The 21,296-nt window shown below is 59.1% G+C and carries 22 protein-coding genes; 10 read left to right on the top strand and 12 right to left on the bottom strand.

All coding sequences use genetic code 11. The features are described from left to right. The first annotated feature begins 96 nt into the window (after positions 1-96). The gene (locus tag L8V22_RS09780) at positions 97-1,089 is read left to right on the top strand and encodes a DUF1906 domain-containing protein (protein ID WP_238801963.1); all 993 of its coding nucleotides are present in this window, start codon (positions 97-99) and stop codon (positions 1,087-1,089) included. A gap of 2 nt (positions 1,090-1,091) precedes the next feature. Here the strand turns inward: L8V22_RS09780 and L8V22_RS09785 are convergent, their stop codons facing one another. The 6 genes from L8V22_RS09785 to L8V22_RS09810 form a co-directional block, all read right to left on the bottom strand. Further along, positions 1,092-2,084, bottom strand: coding sequence for a hypothetical protein (locus L8V22_RS09785; protein WP_255711893.1), 993 nt, complete (start codon positions 2,082-2,084; stop codon positions 1,092-1,094). A gap of 93 nt (positions 2,085-2,177) precedes the next feature. Further along, positions 2,178-3,821 carry a solute symporter family protein gene (locus L8V22_RS09790; RefSeq protein WP_238801961.1) on the bottom strand — a complete coding sequence of 548 codons (1,644 nt, stop codon included), beginning with the start codon at positions 3,819-3,821 and terminating at the stop codon, positions 2,178-2,180. Beyond that, positions 3,821-4,168 (bottom strand): DUF485 domain-containing protein, encoded by a 348-nt coding sequence (locus tag L8V22_RS09795; RefSeq protein ID WP_238801960.1) that lies wholly within the window; start codon positions 4,166-4,168, stop codon positions 3,821-3,823. The genes L8V22_RS09790 and L8V22_RS09795 overlap by 1 nt, the downstream gene beginning before the upstream one ends. Positions 4,169-4,458: 290 nt before the next feature. Beyond that, entirely contained in the window at positions 4,459-5,322 is an 864-nt protein-coding gene (locus L8V22_RS09800) for an aldo/keto reductase (RefSeq protein WP_238801959.1), read from the bottom strand. A 69-nt stretch (positions 5,323-5,391) separates the two neighbouring features. Then, entirely contained in the window at positions 5,392-5,751 is a 360-nt protein-coding gene (locus tag L8V22_RS09805; protein ID WP_005323855.1) for an FKBP-type peptidyl-prolyl cis-trans isomerase, read from the bottom strand. Between the two features lie 123 nt (positions 5,752-5,874). Continuing rightward, entirely contained in the window at positions 5,875-7,167 is a 1,293-nt protein-coding gene (locus L8V22_RS09810) for a citrate synthase (RefSeq protein ID WP_238801958.1), read from the bottom strand. Positions 7,168-7,327: 160 nt separating this feature from the next. Here L8V22_RS09810 and serC point away from each other — a divergent pair, with 160 nt between their 5' ends. From serC to L8V22_RS09825, 3 genes are all read left to right on the top strand, one after another. Then, a complete protein-coding gene (gene serC / locus L8V22_RS09815; protein ID WP_238801957.1) occupies positions 7,328-8,446 on the top strand; it encodes a phosphoserine transaminase in 1,119 nt (372 codons plus the stop codon). 112 nt (positions 8,447-8,558) lie between these two features. Next, positions 8,559-9,434 carry a septation protein SepH gene (sepH, locus tag L8V22_RS09820; protein WP_238801956.1) on the top strand — a complete coding sequence of 292 codons (876 nt, stop codon included), beginning with the start codon at positions 8,559-8,561 and terminating at the stop codon, positions 9,432-9,434. Positions 9,435-9,436: 2 nt separating this feature from the next. Beyond that, positions 9,437-10,267 carry a DUF6928 family protein gene (locus tag L8V22_RS09825; protein ID WP_238801955.1) on the top strand — a complete coding sequence of 277 codons (831 nt, stop codon included), beginning with the start codon at positions 9,437-9,439 and terminating at the stop codon, positions 10,265-10,267. Here the strand turns inward: L8V22_RS09825 and L8V22_RS09830 are convergent. The 3 genes from L8V22_RS09830 to L8V22_RS09840 are packed head-to-tail and all read right to left on the bottom strand — an operon-like array spanning position 10,228 to position 13,165. Continuing rightward, positions 10,228-11,034 (bottom strand): TrmH family RNA methyltransferase, encoded by an 807-nt coding sequence (locus L8V22_RS09830; RefSeq protein ID WP_238801954.1) that lies wholly within the window; start codon positions 11,032-11,034, stop codon positions 10,228-10,230. The genes L8V22_RS09825 and L8V22_RS09830 overlap by 40 nt on opposite strands. 9 nt (positions 11,035-11,043) lie before the next feature. Further along, complete coding sequence (locus L8V22_RS09835) at positions 11,044-12,447, bottom strand: NCS2 family permease (RefSeq protein WP_238801953.1); 1,404 nt, start codon at positions 12,445-12,447, stop codon at positions 11,044-11,046. Between the two features lie 49 nt (positions 12,448-12,496). Next, a complete protein-coding gene (locus tag L8V22_RS09840; protein WP_238801952.1) occupies positions 12,497-13,165 on the bottom strand; it encodes a DUF3027 domain-containing protein in 669 nt (222 codons plus the stop codon). Between the two features lie 38 nt (positions 13,166-13,203). Between L8V22_RS09840 and L8V22_RS09845 the strand changes: the two genes are divergently transcribed. After that, complete coding sequence (locus L8V22_RS09845; protein ID WP_238801951.1) at positions 13,204-13,968, top strand: glutaminyl-peptide cyclotransferase; 765 nt, start codon at positions 13,204-13,206, stop codon at positions 13,966-13,968. Positions 13,969-13,974: 6 nt separating this feature from the next. Next, positions 13,975-14,553, top strand: coding sequence for a DUF2771 domain-containing protein (locus L8V22_RS09850; RefSeq protein WP_238801950.1), 579 nt, complete (start codon positions 13,975-13,977; stop codon positions 14,551-14,553). On the opposite strand, the gene L8V22_RS09855 is transcribed toward L8V22_RS09850, so the two are convergent. Next, complete coding sequence (locus L8V22_RS09855; protein ID WP_005323875.1) at positions 14,550-14,930, bottom strand: cold-shock protein; 381 nt, start codon at positions 14,928-14,930, stop codon at positions 14,550-14,552. The genes L8V22_RS09850 and L8V22_RS09855 overlap by 4 nt on opposite strands. A 321-nt stretch (positions 14,931-15,251) precedes the next feature. Here L8V22_RS09855 and L8V22_RS09860 point away from each other — a divergent pair, with 321 nt between their 5' ends. After that, positions 15,252-15,860: a resuscitation-promoting factor Rpf1 domain-containing protein gene (locus L8V22_RS09860; RefSeq protein ID WP_269966487.1), complete on the top strand. Its 609-nt coding sequence runs from the start codon at positions 15,252-15,254 to the stop codon at positions 15,858-15,860. A gap of 85 nt (positions 15,861-15,945) precedes the next feature. Here the strand turns inward: L8V22_RS09860 and L8V22_RS09865 are convergent, their stop codons facing one another. After that, complete coding sequence (locus tag L8V22_RS09865) at positions 15,946-16,131, bottom strand: hypothetical protein (protein WP_023022020.1); 186 nt, start codon at positions 16,129-16,131, stop codon at positions 15,946-15,948. 66 nt (positions 16,132-16,197) lie between these two features. Here L8V22_RS09865 and L8V22_RS09870 point away from each other — a divergent pair, with 66 nt between their 5' ends. The 3 genes from L8V22_RS09870 to L8V22_RS09880 are packed head-to-tail and all read left to right on the top strand — an operon-like array spanning position 16,198 to position 20,455. After that, on the top strand, positions 16,198-18,213 hold the full coding sequence (locus L8V22_RS09870) for a helicase-associated domain-containing protein (RefSeq protein WP_238801949.1): 2,016 nt from the start codon (positions 16,198-16,200) through the stop codon (positions 18,211-18,213). Then, the gene (locus L8V22_RS09875; protein ID WP_238801948.1) at positions 18,210-19,835 is read left to right on the top strand and encodes a DNA repair helicase XPB; all 1,626 of its coding nucleotides are present in this window, start codon (positions 18,210-18,212) and stop codon (positions 19,833-19,835) included. Before L8V22_RS09870 ends, L8V22_RS09875 begins: the two co-directional genes overlap by 4 nt. After that, entirely contained in the window at positions 19,832-20,455 is a 624-nt protein-coding gene (locus L8V22_RS09880) for a DUF3239 domain-containing protein (RefSeq protein WP_238801947.1), read from the top strand. Before L8V22_RS09875 ends, L8V22_RS09880 begins: the two co-directional genes overlap by 4 nt. On the opposite strand, the gene L8V22_RS09885 is transcribed toward L8V22_RS09880, so the two are convergent. Beyond that, on the bottom strand, positions 20,452-21,228 hold the full coding sequence (locus L8V22_RS09885; RefSeq protein WP_269966488.1) for a hypothetical protein: 777 nt from the start codon (positions 21,226-21,228) through the stop codon (positions 20,452-20,454). The two genes, L8V22_RS09880 and L8V22_RS09885, sit on opposite strands and share 4 nt — an antisense overlap. Positions 21,229-21,296: the final 68 nt, after the last annotated feature.

Raw genomic sequence — 21,296 nt, forward strand, 5'->3', positions numbered from 1 at the left:
GCGACATGCGGTTGCGTTCCGGCTGGGGCGCTAGACCTCCTGCTATGGTGCAATTGTTAACTACTGTGACAAATGTGATTACTGCAGGAGCTCAACATGTCACCATCTTTCTCCCGTCGCGGCCTCTTTAAGGTCGGCGCTCTCGCCCTGGCAGCAGGCGCCATCGGTGCTGCCGCCCCCCATGCGGCGGCGCTCGGACCGGTGCGCGGCACCATCATCGATTATTCTGCCGGTGTCCCTTCCCCACAGGCGATTAAGAAGGCCGGCCATATGGGTGCGATTCGGTATGTTTCCGACAAACGCCCCGATGCAGCGTGGATGGCCGGCAAGCCGGTAACCCTGAAAGAGACCAAGGCCAATGCGGCAGCAGGCCTGCCCACCGCATCCGTTTACCAATTTGGCCGCGCAGAAACCGCGGATTGGAAGCAGGGCGCAGCAGGTGCTGCAATTCACGCACCGAAGGCGATTGCACTACACAAGAAGGCAGGCGGCCCAACCAACCGCCCTATCTACATCGCTATCGACGATAACCCCACCCGCGAGCAGTACACCCGCCAAATCCGCCCATACCTGCAGGCGTTTTCCAAGACGCTGGAGCTGGCCGGCTACCAGACAGGTGTCTACGGCAACTACAACACCATTGAGTGGGCGATCCAAGATGGCATCGGCAAGTACTTCTGGATGCATGACTGGGGTTCTAACGGCAAGATTCACCCACGCACCACAATCCACCAGTTGCCGCACGGCAAGCAGCAGACCATTGGTGGCGTCATCGTAGACGTTAACGAGGTCTACGCCGATGACTGGGGCCAGTGGACACCAGGCAAATCCGCGGCACCTGCACCGGCGAAAAAGCCCACCACCAAGAAACCACAGCCAAAGCCACAACCGCAGAACACAGCCCCGAGCAATGGCTCGTCCGACCTGGTAAATCAGCTGAGCTCGCAGCTACAGAGCAAGCACCCAGAGCTGCCAGAGCTCCCGCAGGTAACTGCGGATGGCGTAACTTTCAATGGCAAAACGTTGAGCAACGACCAGATTCGCCAACTAGCGAAGATCGTTGCCGAAACGGTTGCTAAGGCGCGGTAGTACTACTTTTTAGAAGGCTCGGAGGTTTTCTCTGAGCCCTTCTTTTTATTTGCGGACTTCTTATCGGAGCTGCCTTTATCCATCTTTTTGGAAGTAGTGGACTCGCTCGTAGGTTCCTTCGACGAAGATTTATCCTTCTTGCTCTTGCCGGATTTTTCGCCCTTATCCTTCTTGCTAGACGACGTCGTGGAGGTCTCCGAGGTAGTGGTCTCAATCGGTGGGACATCCTCGCCGTCTTTGTACTTGAGGAAACGCTCGGTAGCCTTGCCCAGGCTCTTTCCGGTGACCTCATCTTTTACGTAATCAGTAAGCTCATCGGAGGAGCCATTGATTGAGGCGGCGGCAACGAAGTTCTCGCCAAAGGAAACCGAAGAGTTAATGGACTTATCGTTGGACCAGCCCCACTTACTGCCCACCACATTGGATAGCTTGGCGGTGCCATAGTCCTGGCGGTAGCCATCCTCAGAGATGGGATCGGCATGCGCCATAGCTACGAGCACTGGGTGGGTTTCATCGCGCTCGATGAGCTGCGAAATGAAGCTGGCAACGTCATACGTAGAGGTCTGCGAGTAGCCCCACTTCTCGCCGGCTTTGGTGGATTCGAGATTGAATTCATCGGCAATGGCGTCGATGGAATCCGGGTACTTTTCAAAGAGATCCTCGGCGGACTTATCGGAGGAGCTAGCAATCATATCCAGCGCCTCATACTTATCTTCGTACTCGCCCTTTTCTATAACGTAGGTGGCGATATAGAGCTTGATGAGGCTAAGCGCCGGGCGAGCCTCGTGCTCTGAGGCAGAGCCCATGTGCATGCCATCATGCAGGCGAATATAGGTAACCGAGCGCCCTTCATCGCCTTCTAGGAACTCATTGATGTCCGATGGGACGTCGCGGTTGGTGTCTGTAGATCCCGAGGGGGCGTCGGCAAGCGCGTCGCTTTCACGCTCATCGTTGCTGCACGCAGTAGTGGTCAGGGCGAGCATACATACCGCCAAGGCGGCACCAGCTTTCACTGATGCCGCCTTGCGAGTCAACGACGTTTTAAACACGTCGATACATGTTACCGGTTGAGTGCACTATCCAAGCAATTAATGCTGCACGGGTGCCTCCACGCCCACGCCGGTAAGCGAGCGGACTTCCATTTCTGCAGAAAGTTCCTCAAGGTTGTCTGGCTTAGTCATGATGGAGACCAACCAACCAACAAAGAAGGACAGCGGAATGGATACCAATCCCGGCGAGGAAAGCGGGAAGATAGCCCAGTCCGCACCGGGGAACATGGAGGTCTCAGAACCGGAGACTGCTGGGGAGAAGAAGATGAGCACCAGGCAAGACACCACGCCGGTGTACATGGAGGCCACTGCGCCCGCGGTATTAAATCGGCGCCAGTACAGGGAGTATAGGATCGTCGGCAGGTTGGCAGAAGCCGCAACCGCAAAGGCCAAGGAAACCAGGAAGGCCACGTTCTGGGTCATGGCCAGGATGCCCAGGACGATGGAGACGATGCCAAGGACCACCACGGTGGCCTGAGAAACTCGAACCTGCTCGGCCTCGGTGGACTCACCATTGCGTATAACCGCATGGTAGATATCGTGTGCAATCGAAGCAGAGGCGGTAATGGCCAGGCCAGCAACGACGGCGAGCACGGTGGCAAAGGCGACGGCGGAAATAATCGCCATGAAGATAGAGCCGCCAATCTCCAGCGCGAGCAGCGGTGCTGCGGCATTGGCGCCGCCCGGCGCGGCGAGGATGCGATCCGGACCAACCAGGGCGGCGGCGCCGTACCCCAGGACCAGGGTCATGAGGTAGAAGGCACCGATGATAACAATCGCCCAGGTAACGGAGCGGCGAGCCTCGGTGGCGGTTGGCACGGTATAAAAGCGCATCAGCACGTGCGGCAAGCCACCCACGCCCAGCACGAGGGAAATGCCCAGGGAGATAAAGTCCAGCTTGGTGGCAGTGGTGGCACCGTACTTCAGGCCTGGGGCCATGATGTCTTTAGCTTCATAGCCCTTTTCCTTAATCTGTTCGGAGGCGGCGTGCATGTCGATGGCGTTATTAAACAGAGTGCTAAATCCGCCGCGCAGGGCGATAAAGACCAAGATGCACATGATCACCACGCCGGCCACCAGGAGCACGGCCTTAATCATCTGCACGTAGGTGGTGCCTTTCATGCCGCCTACCAGTACATAGACAATCATGAGCACACCCACGACGCCCACCACGAGCGCTTGCCACTTGAAATCGTGGATATCCAGTAGCACGGCCACCAAGGAGCCGGCGCCGGCCATCTGCGCGATGAGATAGAAGAGCGTGACAAAAAGGGTGGCGATGGACGCCGCCACACGTACAGGCTTCTGCTTCAAACGGAAGGAGAGGACGTCGGCCATAGTGAAGCGGCCGACGTTACGCATCGGCTCAGCAACGAGCATGAGTGCTACCAACCAGGCGACGAAGAAGCCCACCGAGTACAAGAAGCCGTCATAACCGTTAAGCGCGACAGCGCCAACGATGCCCAGGAAGGAGGCGGCGGAGAGGTAGTCCCCAGAGATGGCTAGGCCGTTTTGTCGGCCGGAGAAGGTGCCACCGCCGGTGTAGAAGTCCGAGGCTTTCTTCGTGGTCTTTCCGGCGCGCAGCACCACCGCCATGGTGATGAAAAGGAAGATGCCGAAAATGGAGATATTCAAGATGGGATTGCCAGCGGAAGATTCGGCGGCGAGGGTGGTGGTGATCATTACATACCCTCCAGCTCTTCACGGATGGCGGACGACTTAGGCTCGATATTTTTATTGGCGTACTTCACGTAGATCCACGTGATGATGAAAGTGGTAAGGAACTGGGCCAGGCCGATCACTAGGCCAATATTCCAGCCGCCGCCGAGCTCGGTGGCCATAAAGTCAGGGGCGAACACGGCAGCCAGGACGTAGACCACGTACCACACGAAGAAGGCCACGGTCATAGGGAAGGTGAAACTCCGGTAGGTGCGGCGCAGCTCGCCGAATTTGGCGGAGTCACGCATCGCGATGAACTCGCTACCGGTAGGTTCGCGGCGCGAAACAGGAGTTGCAGCTACGTTACTCATAGAGCATCGTCTCCTTGGATGAGAGGGTCTTAGGTCACACGAGATAGTGTGCTATTTATCACTATCCACGTTGCCCTGTAAGTTACAGAACATTTTCTGCAAGGTTGTAAATTCTGCCAAGAAAACGTTCCACTCCCCCACCCTTTCAACCCTATAGGTGTGACTGAACTGGAATAACATCATTAGCTAACTACCCCCGGTGAAGGAAAATATCACCTCCTGTAAAGATTGTTAACAGTTGCTTGACAAAAGAAAAGCCCCCAGTAAGGGGGCTTAAACTGCGGGTAAGACTATTCCTCGTCGCCAGGGAACTCGCGCGGGTCATTAAACATACGCCCGAAGCCCTCCTGGCCTTCCAGGGCATCGATGGCGGATACCTCCTCCGCCGTAAGCTCCAGCTCGGTGGCGGCCAGGTTTTCCTTTAGCCGCTCGGTGCGCGCGGACTTCGGAATCACGGACATGCCCTTGGACATGAGATAGGACAGCACCACCTGCCCCTCGGTAGCCTCGTGATCAGCAGCAGCCTGTTCGATCACGGGATTATTGAGCACTACGCCGCGCGCCAGCGGGGCCCATGCCTCGGTAATAATGTCATTATCGTGGTGGAAGGCACGCAGGCTGGACTGGGTAAAGCCAGGGTGAATTTCGACTTGGTTGAGCACCGGAGAGATGCCGGTAGTGGAAATCAGATCCTTGAGCACATCCTCATAGAAATTAGCCACGCCGATAGACGCAATCTGGCCCATGCCCTGCAGGCGGGCAATAGCCTCAAAGGTCTCGTTGTACAGTCCACCCTGCGGCCACGGCCAGTGGATGAGATACAGGTCAAGGTAGTCCAGCTGCAGATCCTTTAGCGACTGCTGGAATGCCTCTTCTGCCTTGTGTGCACCGTGGTGGGAGTGCCAGACCTTGGACGTGACAAAGAGCTCATCACGGGTGACATCGCCAGCATCCATTGCCTGCTTGAGGGCGGTGCCTACCGCCTCTTCGTTTTTGTACAGCGTAGCGGTATCGAAGTGGCGGTAGCCTAAATCGATGGCTTCACGGATAACGCGGATGCATTCCTCGTCATAGAGCTTGTACGTACCTAGGCCCAGCTGGGGCATTTCGCGGTCATCATTGAAAGTTACGGTTGGCACAGTCATGTTCTCCATTGTGCCGCAGTTTTTCCCATCGCGCTGAAAACGACGACACCCCAGGGCGAACCCTGGGGTGGAGCGCTTTTAGTCCGCGCGGATGAGGTCAATGATGAAGACCAAGGTGCGGCCCGATAGCGGGTGCGCACCGCCGGCAGGACCATAGGCCTTTTCCGGCGGAATGATGAGCTTGCGGCGGCCGCCCACCTTCATTCCCGGAATGCCTTCCTGCCAGCCGGCAATGAGACCGGTCAATGGGAACTCGATGGACTGGCCACGGTCCCACGAGGAATCGAATTCTTGGTTGGTCTCGTATTCAGCGCCGACGTAGTGGACCTCCACTACGGCACCAGGCTGCGCCTCAGCACCGTCGCCGACGACGATGTCTTCTACGACAAGGTCCGTCGGCGCTGGGCCAGACTGGGCTTCAATAACAGGCTTATCCATGGGGATTATTCTCCTTGGGAAATCTAGTTTGTTCGTGCGGTCGCATTAAAAACCGAACCGAGCTGCACCTATTATAGGTGCTACCACCCGATTCGGCTTAATTAAGTGGATCCGCGAGGCGCTTTAGCGCTCGTTACGTGGGGTAACCTTACGCAGGGACTCGCCGGTGTAAATCTGGCGCGGACGGTTGATCTTGGTGTTGATCTCCAGCTGCTCGCGGTACTGAGCAATCCAGCCCGGCAGGCGGCCGATAGCGAAGAGGACGGTGAAGAAGTCCGTCGGGAAGCCCATGGCGCGGTAGATCAGGCCGGTGTAGAAGTCCACGTTCGGGTAGAGCTTGCGGGAGACAAAGTAGTCATCATTCAGTGCAATCTCTTCCAGCTTCATGGCGAGATCCAGCATCGGGTCGCCACCCAAGTGATCGATGATCTCGTGGGCCGTTTCCTTGACGATGGCCGCGCGTGGGTCGTAGTTCTTGTACACGCGGTGGCCAAAGCCCATGAGGCGAACGCCCTTTTCCTTGTTCTTCACGCGGTTCATGAAGTCAGTAGCGTCACCACCGTGGTTGTTCTGGATGTCTTCCAGCATCTCCAAAACAGCCTGGTTAGCACCGCCGTGCAGCGGGCCGGACAGGGCGTTAATGCCACCGGCAATGGAGACGAACATATTGGCCTGGGCAGAACCAATCATGCGCACGGTGGAAGTGGAGCAGTTCTGCTCGTGATCAGCGTGCAAAATAAGCAGCTTATCCAGGGCCTTAGCTACAACCGGGTCAACCTCGTATTCTTCGGTTGGGTAGCCGAACATCATGCGCAGGAAGTTCTCGCGAGCGTTCAGGCTATTATCCGGGTACATATAAGGCTTGCCCTGGGAAGCGCGGTAAGCATAGGCAGCCAGCATTGGCACCTTGGCCAGCAAACGAACAGTCGCCTTGTCGAGCTGCTCAGGATCCAGCGGGTTGAGCTGGTCCTGGTAGTAGGCGGAAAGAATATTAAGGGAGGAGGCCAGCACTGCCATCGGGTGTGCGTTGCGCGGGAAGATGTTGAAGGCGGCCTTGAAGTCCTCATCCAACAGGGTGTGGTGGCGGATTTCGCGGTTGAAGTGGCTGAGCTCTTCCTCGTTAGGCAGATGACCCTTAATCAGCAGATAAGAAACCTCGTTGAAGGTTGCGTTTTCTGCAAGGTCTGCAATGTCGTAGCCACGGTGGCGGAGGATGCCCTCTTCACCATTAATGAAGGTGATCTTGGACTCGGTGGAACCGGTGGAGGTGTAACCAGGGTCAAAGGTAACGAGTCCGGTCTCGTTGCGGAGCTTGGAGATGTCAAAGCCGGAGTCACCCTCGGTGGACTGCTTGATGTCCATCTCGTACTCGCCGCCTGGGTACTGGAGCACTACCTTGTTGTCTTCAGAAGCCACAGAAGTTCCTTTCTCTACATGAAGAGTCATTATTAAACACTAACTTAGGAAAGCTAGCTAGATACCTCTTCACACTTTAGCAAACTTTGTGACGCCGCCTACAAGTTCCAGACGACTAAAATAACTGCCGTTCGACCGGAACTGTTCTACACTGGCACGCATGAGCACTCCAGAACTTACGCTGCCTACCGATCTCCTGCCTGCCGACGGCCGCTTTGGCTGCGGCCCCTCCAAGGTTCGCCCAGCCCAGCTTGCGGCCATCGACCCTGCGATCATGGGCACCTCTCACCGCAAGCCTGCGGTAAAGAACCTCGTGGGTTCGGTGCGAGAAGGCCTAAGTTCCCTCTTCTCCCTACCGGACGGCTACGAGATCGTCTTGTCTCTGGGTGGCGCCACCGCTTTCTGGGATGCGGCCACCTTCGGGCTCATTGAGCGCCACTCCGCTCACCTTACCTTTGGCGAGTTTTCCACCAAGTTTGCCAAGGCCGCCGCGGGTGCCCCCTGGCTCGACGCTCCCTCTATCGTGGAGGCTCCGGTGGGCACCGCACCCGATCCCCGCGAACTCTCCGCGGAGGCCGACGTCATCGCTTGGGCACATAACGAGACCTCCACCGGTGCGATGGCGGAAATCACCCGCCCACACCCGCGCAACGATCAGCAGCTTGTGGTCGTAGACGCCACCTCTGGCGCAGGCGGCCTACCCGTAAATATCGCCGACACGGACGTCTACTACTTCTCGCCACAGAAATGCTTTGCCTCTGACGGCGGCCTGTGGCTAGCCGCCATGTCCCCCGCCGCATTGGAGCGGATTGAAAGGATCAACGCCTCTGAGCGCTATATCCCTAATTTCCTCAGCCTCCAGACAGCAGTGGATAACTCGCGCAAGAACCAGACCTATAACACCCCAGCGATTGCCACCCTGCTCATGCTGGATAACCAAATCCAGTGGATGAATGCGAACGGGGGCCTGGATGGCATGGTAAAGCGCACCACAGAGTCCGCCACCACACTGTATAACTGGGCCGAGTCCCGTCCAGAGGCTACTCCGTTTGTGGCAGAGCCTGCGTCCCGTTCGCTGGTGGTAGGCACCATCGACTTTGCAGACTCCGTAGATGCCGCAGCGCTCGCCGCCACCCTGCGCGCCAACGGTATTCTGGACGTCGAGCCGTACCGCAAGCTGGGCCGCAACCAGTTGCGCATCGGTATGTTCCCCGCCATCGATCCGGGCGATATCGCTAAGCTCACCCAGTGCATTGACTACGTCTTGGATGCGAATTAGCGCATCACCCCCAACATGCCCCGCCGCCTCGCAGGCCGCGGGGCATTTTCACGTTATAGTTGAATGCATCACAGATTTGTCCGCCGTCGATAGGCAAAAGGAGCGCCCTATTATGCGCGAGCTGTTCCCAGTTGACAGCGAGTCGACCGAAACCTCTTTGGTGCTGCGCACCGAAGACGGCGAAGAGTTTTTCCTCTCCATCACCGATGAGCTGCGCGAGGCCCTGCAGGGCGAGCGAGAGGAAACCCCCGAAGAAGAGCCGGCGGCTCCTGCCATCAGCCTTGCCAAGCCCACCAAGCCGGAACCAGAGGAAGAAGCAAAGATTCGCCCAGCGGAGATCCAAAACCGCATCCGCGCCGGCGCCTCCGCAGCGGAACTGGCAGAAGAGATGGGTGTGACCGAATCTCGCATCGAGCCCTTTGCCTACCCGGTCATGCTGGAGCGCAACCGCATCGCGGAAATTGCCAAGCAAGCCCACCCGGTCCGCGAGGATGGACCGGCCAAGCTGACCCTGTGGGAGGTTCTGGCCACCGCTTTTGCTGCCCGTGGTCATTCACTGTCCGAGTCTTCCTGGGATGCCTACCGCCACCAGGGCGAGGCCTGGATCGTGCGAGTGTCGTGGAAGGCCGGCCTATCCGAGAACGAAGCAGAGTGGTACTTCAAGCAATCCATGTCCTCGCCAGCCACGGTGGAGGCTCGCAACTCAGTAGCTGCGGACCTGACGGATCCGGACTTTGTGCAGCCGGTGCGCTCGCTGACCTCTCTGGGCAGCGGCCGCTATGACGAGGCTATCGATGGAGACCAGCCCAGCAACGTCACTGATCTCACTGTGCCTACCACCCCGCCGGAAGAGCCAGAGGAAGAGGAGTTCCTACAGAACCCCTCCCCGGAAGAAAAGCCCACCAAGCGTCGCCGCAAGGCCGTCACCCCGCATTGGGAGGACGTGCTGCTCGGCGTTCGCTCCAATACCAAGCGCCCTAGGGACTAATTGTGGATATCTCTCACGCAATACTTACTCTCTGGTACATCTCCAAGCCCAATGCGGAAGAGGTGTTAAAGACCGAGCCCAAGGCGGATCGCGGCTTTGGGCGGAAGTTCCTCGCCCAGCTAGACCCAACCTTCCCGGTCACGCCGATCGGGCAATTCCCGCTCAACCGATCCGCCCAGGCGGACCCGAATGAGTACTACATCGGCGGCTACCCTGGCATCACCGTCGTGCAATCGGTATGCGAGGGGGATTCTGTTCTTCTTTCCCAGCTGCCGGAAACCCTGCTTAATGCGGTCCCAGCCCAGCGCGTCATTGCGCTAGTGAGCAACGAAGAGGAAGGCTATGCCGGCTTCGCGCTGTGGGAGGGCGGCCAGCTCAAGCGCTGCCTGTGCGCTACCCGCGAGCACCTCTACGAGGACACCGGCCTGCCTGAGCCCTTCGAGGCACCCTTTTGGGCAGGGGAAAAGTACGAGCCGCTCGGCGGCATCTCCCTGCCCTTCGAGCCCCAAGGCATCATGGAGGCCGCCCAGGAATATTGGCTCGGCATCGAGGTCGGCCACGATGGCCCTGATCTGGACGTCGTAGGCTACGCGGTTGATGGCCGCCCAGAGCCGAAGATTGACCCACCGAAACCGAAGCGGACCGTAGGCGAGCTAGCCGCGCAGTCGGCCAATAAGCTGGGCCTGAACGATTATGATGATTACGAGGACCACAGCGCCGAGCCGGAATCCACTGGCGAGGAGATCATCTCCACCGCCAAGCACTTGGGCTCGCTGATTGCCAACTGGAGCGCTCAGACGTTTAAGTCGCTCAAGGATCGCTGGCGTTCATAAAAGGAAATGGCGGCGGCCGTCGCCACATTGAGAGAATCGGTACCAGGGGCCATCGGTATGCGTGCGCGCACATCGGTGGCCTTCATTGCGTGTTCGGTAAGACCGGGGCCCTCCGCACCGACCAACATGGCCACCTTATCTAGGCCATGCAGGGCCTCTGCCAAATGCACCGCGTGGGGGTTGGGGGTTAAGGAAATGAGGGTAAAGGAGGCGTCGGCAAGCGCTTGCAAGGAGCGCTGCCAGGTAGTAAACCCGCCTTCCAAATGGGCAAAGGGCAAGCGCAGCACGTGCCCCATGGATACGCGCACTGAGCGCCGATAGAGCGGATCCGCCGCCCCTGATCCCAATAGCACCGCGTCCACACCCATGCCGGCGGCGTGGCGGAAAATCGCACCAATATTCTCGTGATCGCCCACACCTTCGAGCACGGCGACGGTTTTCGCGGTCTCTAGGATTTCGCCCACCGCGGGCTCTGGGGCGCGGTCCGCAGCGGCGACGAGCCCACGGTGCATATCAAAGCCCGCTACCTCTGCGAGGGTCTCGCGGGAGGCCTCGTAGACGGGGCATTCCGGCTCACCATACTCGGAAACGTATGCTTCCAGCTTCTTAGGAAAGCCCACCAAGCAACGCATAGGGAACCGGGATTCGGCCAGCCGGGAGACCACCAGCGGGCCCTCTGCAATGACGAGACCCTCGCCGGATTTATCGGATTTGTTGAGGTTCCGAATATCGTCCAGGCGAGGGTCTGCGGGGTCAGTAATCAGCATGCCTTTAGGCTAGCCGATGGCATTGGAAATCGGATCCATGCCAAAGAAAATCACGAAAAGCCCGGCCAAGAGCCACATGATCCAATGCACCTCCTTGGCCTTACCGGCGAAGGTGGACATGAGCGCGAAGGAGATGAAGCCTACGCCGATGCCATTGGCAATGGAATAGGTAAAGGGCATGGTCACAATGGTCAAGAAGGCCGGAATGGCGATTTCCATCTTGGTCCAGCGGATCTCGGTCAGCTGCGCGGCCATCATTACACCGACGATGACTAGCACCGGGGAGGCGGCCTCAATGGGCACGATCTCATAGAGCGGCGTCAGGAACATCGCGGCAAGGAATAATACACCGGTCATAAGGTTGGCCAAGCCAGTGCGGGCACCATCGGCAATGCCGGCAGACGAATCCGCGAAAACGGTATTGGAAGAAGCAGAGCCCAGGCCACCGGCCACTGCGCCAAAGCCTTCTACTACGAGGGCCTTTTTCATATCAGGGAGGTTGCCGTCGGCGTCGACAAGCTTGCCTTGCTTGCCCAAGCCGGTCATGGTGCCCATCGCATCAAAGAAGTTGGTAAGCAATAGCGTGAAAATGAGCAAGACGGTGGAAACCACGCCGATTTTCGTGAATGCGCCTACCAGGTTCACATCGCCCACAATGGACAGGTCCGGAATCCCACCCAGCGCCTCTGGTTTGACGGGCGCGGCCATGCCCCAGTCCTCAGAGCCGGTAAACGCCTGCACGATAAAAGCGATGATGGTGGTGAGCACGATGGCGAGAAAAAGCCCACCCGGCACGTTCCGGATAACCATGAAGGAACAGATAATAAGGCCGATGACAAAGACCAGAGCCGGCCAGGTGGAAATCGATCCATTAATGCCGAGCCCCACCGGCACGGTGGTATGCGCAGCATCCGGCACGCGGGTGACAAAACCACCGTCCACAAGGCCGATCATGGCGATGAACATGCCGATGCCTACGCCCATCGCCGCCTTCATAGACTGCGGGATGGCGTCAAAGACGGCGGTGCGGAAACCGGAAATGGCCAGCAGAACGATGATGATGCCCTCGATAACCACTAGGCCCATCGATTCCTGCCAGGTCAGCCCGCTGGTGGCGACCATGCTCACGCCCACGAAGGTATTCATGCCCAGGCCGGCGGCCATGGCGAAGGGGTATTTGGCAACCGCGCCGAAGAGGATAGACATTACGCCCGCGACCAGCGCGGTGGCGGCGGCAACCTGCGGCACGCCCAGCGCGTAGCCCTCTGCATCCTCGGTGGTGCCGAGGATAAGTGGGTTCAAGAGAATGATATAGGCCATGGCGAAGAACGAGACCGTTCCCGCCCGTAGCTCGGTTCCAATGGAGGAACCACGTTCAGAGATATGGAAGTAGCGATCGAGAGTGGCTTTCAACGCCTGCGCCTTTCACGTACAGCGAGTCTTACGCCATAAGTGTGCTGCCTTAATCCTCGAAATCAAAATCCTGGAAGATGGGCTTTTCATCATCGAAGGCGACTTCCGGGCTCTTTTCTTCCCGCACCCGGGTTTGCGAATGCGCTCCGCAGCCATAGCGCGAGTGCACTACCCGGCCATCCGCCGAGTACTCATTGGCGCAGACGCCGTAGTTTTCCATCAGCTCCACATAGAACGCGCAGGTACGGCATTGCAGGCGCGCCTTGGCCGCCATATCCGTATTGGGGCCAAATTCGGTGCGCCAGCGCTTCTTGGCGTCTTCCAAGCCGGACTTGGAAAGTTTGTCGCCGTCTAGCCGGGAATCATCCACGGCCGGAGGCATCAAATCACCAGGCCCGAGATCGCCTGGGCGTACGCGATCCTCATAGGGCACCCATTCCGGCGGCTGCAGAGCCTCCCCGCCCGGCACCAGCGCTACCTCATTGACGGTAACGTAGCGCGAGCCCTCCGCACATGCGAGCACCGCCTGCCATTCCCAGCCGGGGTAGCCAGGCATTTCTGCTTCAAATCGGTGGGTAGCAACGTTTCGGCCCATCCCGGCGACGCCGATATGCTTGCCGACGCCCCCTTCCCCCACCTCATCCAGCGCCTCGCGCGCAATGCGCACGGCGCGGGAATCGATCAACGGATTTGCTTTTCGCTTACTCACGCCCCTCATTATTCATTATGGGACGCACCCGGTGGTACATATGGTGCATGTCGTTTCTTTCCCGCGCCGCCTGCATTCTCTTGCCCTGCACCCTCGTTGCCTGTTCCTCTACCCCTGCAGAACCCGAAGTAGAGCATCTCTCCGTCGAGGTCTTAGGCACCGCTTCCCTGCCAACTGATTCCTTTACCCAAGGCCTTGAAACGGATCCGGACGGCAACCTGCTGCTTGGTACCGGCCAATGGGGCGAATCCCGCTTGGAGCGCTTCTCCCCCGAAACCGGCGAAACCTTGGCCGAAACGCACCTGGATAACCGCTACTTTGGCGAGGGCATCACCCAGGCCGGAGATTCCATCTGGCAGTTGACCTGGAAGTCCGGCCAGGCCCTGAAATACGACCAGGACCTGCGCCAGGTCGATACCGCCACCTACACCGGTGAAGGATGGGGACTGTGTAATAACGGCGAGGATCTTCTCATGTCCGATGGCTCCGCTACCCTGCGGCACATGGATCCGGAGACTTTTGCGGAGCGCTCAACTACTGACGTCGCCCTAGAAGGAAAGCCCCTAGAGGACATCAATGAGCTGGAGTGCGTGGGCGATTCCGTCTATGCCAATGTGTGGATGGATGACAATATCTACCGCATCGATCCCTCCTCCGGCCGCGTGACCGCCGTGATTTCTACCGATGCCATAGATAAATCCCGCTATACCGATCCTGATGATGTCCTCAACGGCATCGCCCACATCAAAGACGATGAGTTCTGGCTTACCGGCAAGCGGTGGGAGGAACTCTTCCACGTTCGAGTAAGGTAAAGGCCCATGGCAACCCGTAAGGAAGCAAGGAAAAAGTCGCTGCTGCAGATCTTAGCCCTCATCGTGGTCGTGGCAGTCATAGTCGCCGCCGTAGTGATCTTCCAGAACTGGTGGAACCAACGCCCGGGTCCCGATCCGCGCGAAATCAAAATAACTGCCGCCGTAGGCGATAATTCCATCGACGTCGCCCCGTACATCGCGTGCGAACCCGGCACCGATTGCCCGGAGGGCGAGGTCCCGAACCTCACCGTGGGAGAAGACGACACTCTCAAGTTGGATATCCCCGAAGAGATTTCTGATCACGAGTGGAAGATTCTCTCCATTTACGATGACCCCGCCGCCAATGATGAAACCGCACACGGCGCGAACGAAACTTCTGAGGTATCAATCCCCGGCTCCGTAGAGCCCATCAAGGCCTCCACCGGCAAGCGCCCCCGCCTGAAAGTGGTAGAGATTTCCTCCATGATGATCGGCACCGATGACAACGGTGACGAAACCCCCTTGGCCACCGTGTGGTCGCTTACCACGATGACCGATAAAGAACGAGAAGCCTCCGCGGAAGAATCCACGAAGGCTTCTGATTAGCTATCCAAATCCTTCGCGATTGCGCGAAGGATTTCTGCTACCTGGCGGCCAGTCTTGCGCTCCGGGTAGCGGCCGGAATTGAGCACCGGCTGAATCTGCGACTCCAGCAAAGTCATCACATCAGAGACCATGCTGCCGAGTTCCTCTGGCTTGCGGGCCGGCGTGCGGCGACGCGGCTTATCCAATACCTTGACGCGCAGCGCCTGCGGACCACGGCGGCCAGCCGCGAAATCGAAATCGATGCGCTGGCCTGGGAACAGTTCCTCTACTCCTTTGGGCAGCACGTTGCGACCGACGTAGACGTCTTCATCGCCCGGGTTGCTGACGAAACCGAAACCTTTCTCGGCGTCATACCACTTCACTTTGCCAATAGGCATAGGTACCCACCTCTTCTCTAGGGGAAAATCCTTATTTTAGCCGCCTGGTCAAAACAACAGAAGTTACGCACACTAGGGCGACACACCTTCGTTACATGACACAGATCACAGTTTGTCACTCACCTGCAGAAACACCTCCCCACTCACCACATTTGCCCCATTTCTTTCCCATTTAGTGCCCATAACGTGACACTTTCGTTATAAACCGCTACGCTGTCCCCCAGACATTCAAGAGCCGTTAAGAAAGCTGCCCTCGCCCGCCCTTTCTTTTTGGTACATATTCTTTGCACTTAATGCGGGCACACAGAGAGGACTAACTACATGGGACGCCACTCCGCTAAGAACCGTATGGCCGCTAAGTTCACCGCCGGCACCGTCGCCTTGGGCGCCGCCGCTGCCATCATGGCACCGACCGCATCCGCTGCCCCAGATTCCGACTGGGACCGCCTGGCACAGTGTGAGTCCGGCGGCAACTGGCACATCAACACCGGCAACGGCTACCACGGCGGACTGCAGTTCAACCCGCAGACCTGGCAGGCCAATGGTGGCGGCCAGTTCGCTGCTACCGCTGACCAGGCTACCCGCGAGCAGCAGATTGTCGTCGCTGAGCGCGTGCTTGCTTCCCAGGGCTGGGGCGCATGGCCGGCTTGCTCGGCTTCCCTCGGCCTGAACTCCGCTCCGACCCAGCGCACCGCTCCGGCTCAAGCACCGGCTCCGGTCAAGCAGGCTGCCGCTCAGAAGTCCGACGAACTGGCTGTTGATGCTCTGTACAACACCATCAAGAATGCCGCTAACTCCTACGGCCTGGCTCTGCCACCGCAGTTCACTGAGCTGTACAAGGCTCACCGCCACGACTTCAACAACTTCTACTCTGCCACTCGCAACGTCATCGACCCGATTGCGCAGATGATTGAGAACATCACCCGCTAAGACATAGCGATAAAGGGCCCTTTGCAGTAGCAAGGGGCCCTTTTTGTATGAAAGAAAAATCCCCGCGCCAAGGCGGGGAAATACTCTAGCGATTGATGCGAGTATAAGGGTGAACGTAGTTCAGCTTCTCTGCCGGCATCGGCAAGATCAGATCATCGCCGTAGGGACTGGATGCACCAGCAAAAGGCGCAGAGATTTCGGTGATTGCGTGCTCGCGATTTTCGTTCTTCGGCCAAGCCGGGGAAACGTGACCCTTCTTCTCATTCGACATAGCTCTTATTATTTCAAACCTTGCGCAAAAACGTAACTCAAACGATAACTAAACTGGGGTGACATCATGACTCAGTCTTCCCACCTCCCGCATTTCCGCACGTGGCTCGCCTCCCTTGAGGAAGAAGAGCTCGCCACCATCCTCCGCAACCGGCCGGATGTACTCAATCCGCTACCCCCGAGCATCGCCGCGCTGGCTACCCGCCTGCTATTGCGCACGTCTATCGCGCAGGCGCTCATGAACTGCACTGCACGGCAGCTTGCGGAAATCGAAGGTATCGCGCGCCGCGGAGGGGAACTCGAAGAAGTAGAAGACCTTAATCCGGATATCACCCGCCTGCTCAAGGAACGCGGCCTAGCCTACGGCAACGTCCTCATCCCTCCCGAGGTCATGCCCGCCCTTCCCACGGGCTGGTCCCTCCTCGACCAGGTCCAGGTCAGCCCGGAGGACATCGCCGAGCTGCCGGACGAAGAACGGAAGGTCCTCGAGACCTTATCGCGCTCGAATGGCCTCGGCACCACGCGAGATGCAGCCATCGATGCGGATCCGGCCCGGCCGATTCCGCGGCTCATCGCCAAGCAGCTGCTCCAACGCGTTGACGCCACCACCGTCCGCCTGCCGCGCGCCGTGCACCTTGCGCTCAACGGTAAGCCCACCGCCCCAATCCCAGTAGAGGGAATCACCGAATCCCCCGCCCCGGATTCCAAGGCCGATGATGCCGGCACCGCGGCCGGGCTTTCCGCCGTGCGCGGCATGCAGCGCGTCATTGACGCTCTAGGCGCGCGACCGATAGAACTGCTCAAGGACAAGACCGTGGGCGTTCGTCAGCTCACCAACCTGAGCAAAACCCTCACCATCGATGAAGGAGAGCTGCGTCGCCTCATTGAGCTCGGCATGAGCGCCCGTCTGCTCAGCCGCGGCGAACCGAAAAACATGGAGGGCAATTTCCTCGCCCCCACGGAGCTTTCTCAGGACTGGCTCGATGCAAACCTCGCAGAAAAATGGCAGGTCCTGCTCGAGGCGTGGACTGCCTCCCCATGGACAAAGGAAGGCCGCACGCTAGCGCACACCAATGACCGACTTCCTGGCTTCAGGGATAAGGTCCTGCAGGTCTACCTGCGCGGCGCGAAACCTACCTTCGGGGAGTCCCTACGCTTCCACTTTCCGCTCTTTGCCACGCACACTTCGGACGAGACTATCGCCGAGCTCCGTGCGGAAGCCGAGTGGATCGGGGCAATCGCCCTTGATCGCCCCACCAGCGTGCTGATCGAGGGCCCCGAGGCCGCCGCCCGCCTGACCCCAGACACGGTTGACTATTTCTTAATCCAGGCAGATATGACGGTACTGGTTCCCGGCCCGCTTGATCCAGAGACCCACCAACGGCTCGAATCCGTCGCGGACCTCGAGTCCCCCGGCTTGGCCAGCGTCTACCGCATCTCGGACGCTTCTTTGCGCCGCGGCCTTGATCGCGGGATGACCGGGGAGGAAATCCACGCCTTTTTCGCAGCCCATGGAGAGGTGCCACAGACGCTGGAGTTTCATATCGGGGACGTCGCCAAGCGCCATGGCACCCTGCGCTCCGGCCCAGCACTATCCTACCTGCGCAGCGAGGACCCGGCCCTCCTCCAGATTGCGCTCAAGGCTGCGCCTTTGCGCCTGCTTGCCCCGACCGTAGCGGTGTCTCAATTGCCGGTACACGACCTGCTTGAGCAGCTGCGCGCTCACGGTCTTTCTCCCGCGGCCGAGGACCACAATGGCGCCAGCCTGACGCTTGCGCCCGAACCAGCCACCTTGCCTACCCCCACCGCCCGTCGGGCCACCGCTTCCCCTGACATCGCGAAGGCTATGCGCAATCTGCGCGATGACTCCGCGCCTTCCACTCCCAGCCTCGATATAGTCCACGCCGCTGCGCGCACTGCCCGGCCGATCACGATTGGCTATGCGGATAAAAACGGCAACGAAAAGAAGCGCACCGTTACCCCGCTGACGGTCGCGGGTGGGCAAATCGACGCCCGCGCATCCGACGGCTCCACTATCCGATTTCCCTTGCACCGGATCACCTCCGTTACGCTGGAGCCATGAATGGACCATTGATTGTGCAGTCGGATAAGACCGTCCTGCTCGAGGTGGATCACGCCCAGGCTGCCGAGGCCCGCGCCGCGCTCGCTCCCTTTGCGGAGCTGGAGCGCGCCCCCGAGCACGTGCACACCTACCGCATCACTCCGCTCGCGCTGTGGAATGCCCGCGCGGCCGGACACGACGCCGAGCAGGTCGTCGACGTCCTCGAAAACTACTCCCGCTTTCCGGTCCCCCAAGCCCTGCTTATCGACGTCGCCGAAACCATGTCCCGCTACGGCCGCGTCCGCCTCCACGCCCACCCGGCGCACGGCCTCATTCTCGAGTCCGAAGAGCCGCCTATCCTGGAAGAACTCTCCCGTGGCGCAACCGGAAAGCTCCTTGGCGCTCGCATCGACGAGCATTCCATCGCCGTCCCGCCCTCCGAGCGCGGCCGCCTCAAGCAGGCCCTCCTCAAAGCAGGCTGGCCGGCAGAGGATCTCGCCGGCTACGTCGATGGCGAGTCCCACCCCATCGCCCTCAATCATGATGGATGGCAGCTGCGCGATTATCAGCAGTACGCCACCGAGGCCTTTTGGTCCGGCGGCTCTGGCGTCGTAGTACTTCCGTGTGGTGCGGGCAAAACCATCGTCGGTGCGGCAGCCATGGCCAAGGCAGAATCCACCACGCTCATCTTGGTCACCAATACCGTCGCCGGCCGCCAATGGCGCGACGAGCTCCTGCGCCGCACCACCCTGACCGAGAACGAAATCGGCGAATACTCTGGCGAAAAGAAGGAAATCAAGCCGATTACCATTGCCACCTACCAGGTGGTCACGCGTAAAACCAAAGGCGAATACCGCGCCCTCGAGCTCTTCGATTCCCGCGATTGGGGCCTCATCATCTACGACGAAGTCCACCTGCTTCCCGCGCCGGTATTTCGCATGACTTCGGACCTTCAATCGCGGCGTCGGCTAGGGCTCACCGCCACCCTCGTGCGCGAGGATGGCCGCGAGGGCGACGTCTTCTCTCTCATCGGACCTAAACGCTACGACGCCCCGTGGAAAGAACTCGAGATGGCCGGATATATCGCCACCGCCGAGTGCATCGAAGTCCGCGTGGACATGGACGCCGAGGAACGCATGCTCTATGCCACCGCCCAGCCTCGCGACCGCTACCGCATCGCCGCCCAGGCTGCCGCCAAGCTCTGGGCGGTGGACAAGATACTCGCCCGCCACCCACAGCAGGCTCTCATCATCGGCGGCTACGTGAACCAGCTCAACGAGCTCGGCGCGCATCTCGACGCCCCCGTCATCGATGGCTCCACTTCCACTGCTAAGCGCGAGCGTCTCTTTCAACAATTCCGGGACGGCTCGCTCTCAGTACTCGTAGTGTCCAAGGTCGCCAATTTCTCCATCGATCTTCCCGAGGCCGCCCTCGCCATCCAGGTCTCCGGCACCTTCGGTTCCCGCCAAGAAGAGGCCCAGCGCCTCGGCCGACTACTCCGCCCCAAGGAAGAGGAGGCTCTCTTTTACTCGCTGGTCACCCGCGATAGCCTCGATGCGGACTACGCCGTGCACCGCCAGCGTTTCCTCGCCGAGCAAGGATATGCCTACCGGCTTATCGACGCACTAGACTTAGAACAATGAAAATCTTCAAGTTCGACGTAGACGAGCCCTTTGCCAAGGCCAATAACGAGCTCTTGCGCGATTCCAACCGCCTTCGCCTCTCCGGCCTCGTACTGGGCATCCTGCTCATTATCGGCGGCGCGGCCATCTGGTGGGGATTTTCCTGGGGCATCACTATCGGCCTGGGCTTGATTCTATTCGGAATCATGGTGGCCATCGTCGGCTTTGCCGCCGCTCGTAAAGTTGGCACCGCCCAGCAACTCTATGACTCCTATCCCCTTGCTCCGGCCGTCATCGCCGAAGTAAATGAGCGCGATATGGTCTTGCTCGCATTGGTTAATACCAACGTGGATCCCTCCTTGCCTCCCCGCTGGGCTGCGTGCCTGCGCACTGTGACCGCCATCCCCGGCGCCCAACGGACCGTAGGCACCAAGGTTCCCGTTGCGGCTGTGTCCGGCCGCGCAGACAATAACCACTGGCAGCAAATCACCCCGATGCCCATCGCCTGGGGCACTCCTGACGCCGAGACCGTCACTATCGCCCGCAAATCCATCCCCCAAGAGGAATGGCAGCGCCTCGAGCGCGCCCGCAAGCGCCTTTCCGACGTCAAGGCTACTAAGTTCGACCTGCTGGTTCTCTAGAGCTGCATAAGCCTTTCTGGATACAGCACTGCTTCAAGGAATGGCCACGTACTAAGCACCTGCTTTGCGACGTCCTCCTCGCGCTCGGGATACCATTTCCTCGCTAAATCCACCCAGTATTGTCCGCAGGACCGCGCTTGCCAGTCTGAACCAGATTCGGTTCCACGCTTCGCGTACTCCCACGCGGCATCATACTCACCGATTTCTTCCAAGGCTCTAGCTAACCCTTCGAAAAAGACCACGTAGCCGTCCTCAGCCAAGTGTGTACGGACGATTACTTCGACGTTCTGATCTAAAACCGCAAAACGCTTCTCCATATACTTGCGTCGGAAAGCATCTGCGTTTTCCGCCCAAGCTCGGACACGAGCCAGTCCATCTTCTCCGAGGACCTTTGAATAAGCAACGGGGTCGAGCTCGAAATAATCAACCTCAGTGGTCTCATGGAAAGCGATAAACCATTCCGCCAGCACGAGCGGATCAGGCTTCGCTCGCTGTGCGCTCTTAGCGTGCAGCTCAATGAGCTCTTCAACCACCTCACTCAGCATGCCAAGTGAGTCATCCGCGTTAGCGATCACACCGACGGCAATCTCCAGCGCCTCTTGCACAATCGAGAATACTTCGGCTGAGTCCTCCGATGAGTCCTCTACGGCAAAATCGAGCACGCAAATTCCATCTTGCATCTTCAGCGCGCGCCTAGCTGCCCGATCCTCATCGAGAAAGGATCGGGTCCGACTCCGAAAAGATGGCAAGACGATATCAGCCAATGAGCTCATGTGTGCAGCCTCCTCGCTACGCTATTAGTCCACTTTAACGAGACTCTCTGCCCTCCGGCACTCTTCTT

The organism is Corynebacterium yonathiae (genome assembly GCF_027570195.1).
Lineage (GTDB): Bacteria > Actinomycetota > Actinomycetes > Mycobacteriales > Mycobacteriaceae > Corynebacterium > Corynebacterium yonathiae.

Bases quoted from the DNA above. Each gene is read 5' to 3' on its own strand.
- L8V22_RS09780 (WP_238801963.1), top strand. From the start codon at position 97: ATGTCACCATCTTTCTCCCGTCGCGGCCTCTTTAAGGTCGGCGCTCTC.
- L8V22_RS09790 (WP_238801961.1), bottom strand. From the start codon at position 3,821: ATGATCACCACCACCCTCGCCGCCGAATCTTCCGCTGGCAATCCCATC.
- L8V22_RS09795 (WP_238801960.1), bottom strand. From the start codon at position 4,168: ATGAGTAACGTAGCTGCAACTCCTGTTTCGCGCCGCGAACCTACCGGT.
- L8V22_RS09800 (WP_238801959.1), bottom strand. From the start codon at position 5,322: ATGGAGAACATGACTGTGCCAACCGTAACTTTCAATGATGACCGCGAA.
- L8V22_RS09805 (WP_005323855.1), bottom strand. From the start codon at position 5,751: ATGGATAAGCCTGTTATTGAAGCCCAGTCTGGCCCAGCGCCGACGGAC.
- serC (WP_238801957.1), top strand. From the start codon at position 7,328: ATGAGCACTCCAGAACTTACGCTGCCTACCGATCTCCTGCCTGCCGAC.
- sepH (WP_238801956.1), top strand. From the start codon at position 8,559: ATGCGCGAGCTGTTCCCAGTTGACAGCGAGTCGACCGAAACCTCTTTG.
- L8V22_RS09830 (WP_238801954.1), bottom strand. From the start codon at position 11,034: ATGCTGATTACTGACCCCGCAGACCCTCGCCTGGACGATATTCGGAAC.
- L8V22_RS09840 (WP_238801952.1), bottom strand. From the start codon at position 13,165: ATGAGGGGCGTGAGTAAGCGAAAAGCAAATCCGTTGATCGATTCCCGC.
- L8V22_RS09845 (WP_238801951.1), top strand. From the start codon at position 13,204: ATGTCGTTTCTTTCCCGCGCCGCCTGCATTCTCTTGCCCTGCACCCTC.
- L8V22_RS09850 (WP_238801950.1), top strand. From the start codon at position 13,975: ATGGCAACCCGTAAGGAAGCAAGGAAAAAGTCGCTGCTGCAGATCTTA.
- L8V22_RS09855 (WP_005323875.1), bottom strand. From the start codon at position 14,930: ATGCCTATTGGCAAAGTGAAGTGGTATGACGCCGAGAAAGGTTTCGGT.
- L8V22_RS09860 (WP_269966487.1), top strand. From the start codon at position 15,252: ATGGGACGCCACTCCGCTAAGAACCGTATGGCCGCTAAGTTCACCGCC.
- L8V22_RS09865 (WP_023022020.1), bottom strand. From the start codon at position 16,131: ATGTCGAATGAGAAGAAGGGTCACGTTTCCCCGGCTTGGCCGAAGAAC.
- L8V22_RS09870 (WP_238801949.1), top strand. From the start codon at position 16,198: ATGACTCAGTCTTCCCACCTCCCGCATTTCCGCACGTGGCTCGCCTCC.
- L8V22_RS09875 (WP_238801948.1), top strand. From the start codon at position 18,210: ATGAATGGACCATTGATTGTGCAGTCGGATAAGACCGTCCTGCTCGAG.
- L8V22_RS09880 (WP_238801947.1), top strand. From the start codon at position 19,832: ATGAAAATCTTCAAGTTCGACGTAGACGAGCCCTTTGCCAAGGCCAAT.
- L8V22_RS09885 (WP_269966488.1), bottom strand. From the start codon at position 21,228: ATGAGCTCATTGGCTGATATCGTCTTGCCATCTTTTCGGAGTCGGACC.